The following is a 3,356-nucleotide window of genomic DNA, read 5'->3' as shown; positions in this document are numbered from 1 at the left end:
CAGAAAAAGATTTGCCAGAAAACGCCAGAAAGCTAAGAGGTTTTGTGTGGCGAGGCGATGAACGAATAAAAAACAAAGAAGAAATTTATCCACAAGAAGAGATTGATTTGGATAAATTTCTTCTTTGTTTTTTATTCGTTCATCGCCTCGCCACACAAAACCTCTTAGCTTTCTGGCGTTTTCTGGCAAATCTTTTTCTGGATAAATATCTCCATCTACATTGTCGAAAAATGTTATGGTATCAATTTTGCTTTTATCGTCCATTAGCATATTAATTCTACTACTAACGTTTTTATTTATGCCAATTAATTCGTTTTTATCGTTTCTTAAATAATAAATTACTTCGGTATTTTTTACAACATCGGTTTCGTAAAGTCTATTGTCTTTAAATTTTCCATATAAATTTAATCCTTTTATTTGATTAAATCCTGGTCCAATAGTGTCTTTAGAAATTATAAATGTGTTATTAAGAACCTTGAGCGAATCTAACTTTTCGGTTGTATTGTTGCCAATTAAATGCATAATATCGCCAGTTAATTGCTTTTCATAATTCCATAAAATGGGTTTTCCTATTAGCTTTGTGAGCGCAATTTTTTGATTGGAATGAATAGAATCGCACTTTCCACTCATGTCTGTTTTATAAAAGCGTACGTTTTTTTGACCTACAACTACTCTTTCGCCAACTTTACCAGTAACAATAATTTTTTTGGCATGAATAAACATAGAATCTTTTTCTATTAAATATCTAATAGAAGCGTGTTTAGTAATAAAAAGTGAGTCTTTGTTTTTATATACTTCGCCATAATGACCTTTAATAATGGCTTTATTTATAGAATCTGTAATTTTTACATTGTTCGTGCCAGATGCGAATTCTTTTCTTCTATCATAATACAAACTATCGCCTTCAATGAGTCGGTCTTTGTATTTTATGTACGATTTTTTAAGAAAATAACCTCTGTTGGTTTTACTATTATAATTTCCGTTTTCGGTATAAATAAAGTTGTCTTTACCAGTAATTGTTGATGGTCCTTTTAAATAAGAATTTCCTTGTTGGGTAAGATAATCAAGATGATTGGATTTTATAACATACTCTGGATTGGTAAGTGTAACCGATTCTAAAAACTGGTATTTTTTTTGTTTTACATAATACCTACCAGATTTACTTTTTAACGTATTTTCTTTATTTACAATGGTTCCATTAGAGTTAAAATATGCTTCTTGGATATTTCTATCAAAATATACTGTATCTGTTGTCATTGTTGACTCTGGAGATTGAATAACCACATTTCCAGTTGCATAAGCTATTTTAACATTACCATTATATTCTGCATACTTACTATTTAAAGTCAACGTGTCGCCTTGAACCATTTGAACTGCTCCAAATGCCTTAATGTAATTTTCATCTTTATAGTAATACGCTTTATTGCAAGTCATTACTATACCTTCATGATTCATTCTTACGTTTCCTGTAAGCAATGTTGCATTGGGAAGTTCAATTTCGTTTATATCAATAAAGTCTGAAGATTCTATATTGATTTTACTAGTTTTTTGAGCATAAAAAACTGCAAAATTTAATAGGGTAAAAATTAGAATTATTATTTTTTTCAAGTTGAATTTGTGTTTAAATACTGTATTACAAAGGTGTAAATCTATAAAAATTGAATTATAAAGTTTACTTTTTTAACATAATAAAATGATTGTACTCATATTTGTTTAGATGTTGTGTTTTAACCTTTTTAATTATAAGAACCATTCGAAAAAATTCTCTGAATTAATAACTGAAAAATCAGTAGTTGGATATTTATTTAAAAATGATTTAGGTAATTTGGCTTTAGATGTTGCATTCCACTTTATCTCGATGGTCTTTAATTGTCCGTTTTTTTCTATAATCAAATCTATTTCTTGTTGCTCGTTGGTGCGCCAAAAATAAAATTTTTCGAATTTTTCATTGTACTTACTGTCTTTTATAATTTCATTAATTATATAATTTTCAAATATATTTCCTTTATCTTTTCGAGTTTCAAATGCTGAAAAGTCATTAATAATTGCATTGCGAATTCCTAAATCATTAAAATAAATTTTTTTTCCTTTTTTAATTTCATTTCTTTGGTTGGTATGGAAAGAATTTAATCTATAAATTACAAATGATTGCTCGAGTAAATGAATATAATCTTCGACAGTTTCACTTTTAAGTCCAATTAACTTACCTAATTCGTTATAATTTACTTCGCTACCTATTTGCCAAGCTAATGCTTTAAGTAATTCTTGCATTTTTTCTGGCTTTCTAACTCCATTTAACATTAATATGTCTTTATACAAATAACTATCCGATAGTAATCGTAATATTTTTTCTTCGCTATTTAAGGTTGTAACTACTTCTGGATAATATCCAAAGACCATTCTGTGAGGTAACATTCTAATTTCTTCAAGCAACCCAATATTATTTTTCATCTCTACAAATGATAACGGATATAACTTGTGTTCAAATTTTCTTCCTGTTAAAGGTTCGTTTAACTTTTCTCTTAATTCAAATGCACTAGAACCTGTTGCTATTACTTGAACTTCTGGAATATAATCAGTTATTAGTTTTAGCGCGCTTCCTATTTTATCTATTTTTTGAGCTTCGTCAATTACTATAAACTTATTATTTCCAAAAAATGATTTTAATCTTGTTGCTGTTGTGTTTTTAAAAATCAAAGATACATCAGCTTTTTCTGCATCTAACCATAATATATTTTCTTGATCTTGCAATAACGCTTTAAGTAAAGTGCTTTTGCCAACTTGTCTTGCGCCAAGAATTAGTATTGCTTTTTTTTGAAAAAACTCTTCTTTAATAATTTTTATGATTGTTCTATAAATCATTTTTTTGTTCAAATATATATATTTTTCCGTTATAACGGAAAAATAACCTGTTTTTTTTCTTTTATAACGGAAAAATTATGGTTTTTAAACTTTCTTCCCAGCTTTTTATATCAATTTTAAATGTTGATTTAATTTTAGTTTTATCCAAAACACTAAAACTTGGTCTTTTGGCTGGAGTTGGATAATTAGATGTTGGAATTGGTTGAACGTTTATCTTTAAGTTATTTACTTCAAATATCTTTAAAGCAAATTCATACCAAGAACATTTTCCTTCGTTGGAGAAATTGTAAATTCCAAAGTTATTGATTTCAAATCCTTTGTTATGAGCACTTCGACTGCGCTCAGTGTGACAAATTATATTAATTAAAACCTGAGCTAAATCTACAGCGTTTGTAGGTGAGCCAATTTGATCATTTACCACAGAAATTGTATCTCTTTCTGATGCTAATCGAAGCATGGTTTTCATAAAATTATTTCCAAATTGAGAATAAACC

General features: G+C 28.1%; 3 protein-coding genes. All 3 read right to left on the bottom strand.

The annotated features are described in order from the left end of the window. On the bottom strand, window positions 1-1,608 hold a 1,608-nt coding region (locus ACH2BO_RS02910; protein ID WP_395043260.1), incomplete at its 3' end, for an OstA-like protein. A gap of 132 nt (window positions 1,609-1,740) precedes the next feature. Next, window positions 1,741-2,862 carry an ATP-binding protein gene (locus ACH2BO_RS02905; protein WP_395043259.1) on the bottom strand — a complete coding sequence of 374 codons (1,122 nt, stop codon included), beginning with the start codon at window positions 2,860-2,862 and terminating at the stop codon, window positions 1,741-1,743. A gap of 61 nt (window positions 2,863-2,923) precedes the next feature. Then, window positions 2,924-3,356 (bottom strand): SDR family oxidoreductase (locus tag ACH2BO_RS02900; protein ID WP_395043258.1); only part of this gene is annotated, 433 nt, incomplete at its 5' end.

It is taken from the genome of Flavobacterium sp. (assembly GCF_043773265.1).
In the GTDB taxonomy this organism is placed as follows: Bacteria; Bacteroidota; Bacteroidia; order Flavobacteriales; family Flavobacteriaceae; genus Flavobacterium.
This window is presented reverse-complemented; position numbering and strand designations above follow the sequence as displayed.

What these genes read in the sequence shown, in the direction of transcription:
- ACH2BO_RS02905 (WP_395043259.1), bottom strand. Translation starts at nt 2,862, where the DNA reads ATGATTTATAGAACAATCATAAAAATTATTAAAGAAGAGTTTTTTCAA.